Source organism: Ligilactobacillus equi DSM 15833 = JCM 10991 (assembly GCF_001435735.1).
GTDB classification, from domain to species: Bacteria; Bacillota; Bacilli; order Lactobacillales; family Lactobacillaceae; genus Ligilactobacillus; species Ligilactobacillus equi.
In genome coordinates, this window is sequence record NZ_AZFH01000171.1 from 1 (window position 1) to 1,211 (window position 1,211).

A 1,211-nucleotide genomic window follows, 5' to 3' on the forward strand; every position below is an offset into this window, starting at 1 on the left:
ATGAATGACGCTAAGAGTGCCGTTGCTTCTTTGGAAAGTGAAAAGCAAAAACTCGAACAAGCAGTTGCTAATGCACAAAAAACGTTAGGGAATGACCACGTCAAGCAAGACCCTAACAAGAAAACAACCACGTCAGTTGCTGATGCACAAAAGACTGTCACTGAGGTAAGCCACGACTATCAAAGCCAAGTCAAAGCTATTAATGATGCCGTGTCTAAGATTGAACAGCGATTATCTATTGCTAACAACGGTTCGTCTGTAAAAACGATTACGTCTGGTCAAGTTGTTCAAGCTATGGATATGAACAGTGAACCAAATGCAAAAGTAACACTCGACATTTTAAATAATGTCCCACTTACCATAACTCCATTGCTTGAAAATAAAAGCCTTCCACGATATGACATCAACGTCCCGGGTGGTGTTTCTAGAAAAATTGACGGTGATTTTTTAAGGGCAACATATACAAACTTACACAATTCTACTTATAACGGAAATTCTATTTCCAAAATCGTTATTACTTTTAGTAATTCTAAGCCTTACGAGGTGACACAAGGCGACGGAAAAAGAACAAACTTTTTAAGCGTCTTAGCTGACCCCGTTCAAGGGATTTTTCATGCAACGGACGTTGTTGCAACATATGAATTTTATGATGCAAGTGGAAATAAAATTAATTTTGATGATAATGCATGGTTTTCTGTGAATTCCTTGAATTCTTGGAATGGAAAACAAGGAGGTTTAGTCGCTGAATCTGTTAAAGGTTTAACCGGAACAACGGGATTTCAGCTTGACGGGTCATCTATTAAAATTCATAACGATGGATGGGCATATGCAGACTTCAATAATTATGCTGAAGGAACATCTAAATATCCTGAAAAAGAAGCAGACAATGGTAATTTAGCAGGGAAAGGTGATGCTTCTACAGCCGATGGTTCTCGTGGATGGGACTTTGATAATTCTCCTTACTTTTTCTATGGCTCTGTTGTTTATAAACTTTCGGGGAATAAAGTATCATTTGAATTTGGTAAGCACACAGCACAACCTAGTGTAGATACAGAAAGCAACGATTCAACTGTAGGTGGTGGGGCTTGGGCCGCTTTTACAACGACTATACCTAGTACTATTTTACCAACGGTTACTTATTCCTTAAATGATGTGACAGTCACTCCAGATACTGTAAATTATCACTATGATAATTTCACTCCATATGCTGA

1 protein-coding gene is annotated in these 1,211 nt (G+C 38.2%); it reads left to right on the top strand.

Annotated features, from left to right (window positions below; all coding sequences use genetic code 11):
• The coding region (locus FC36_RS09185; protein WP_268872452.1) for a GbpC/Spa domain-containing protein at window positions 1-1,211 on the top strand (1,211 nt) is incomplete at both ends.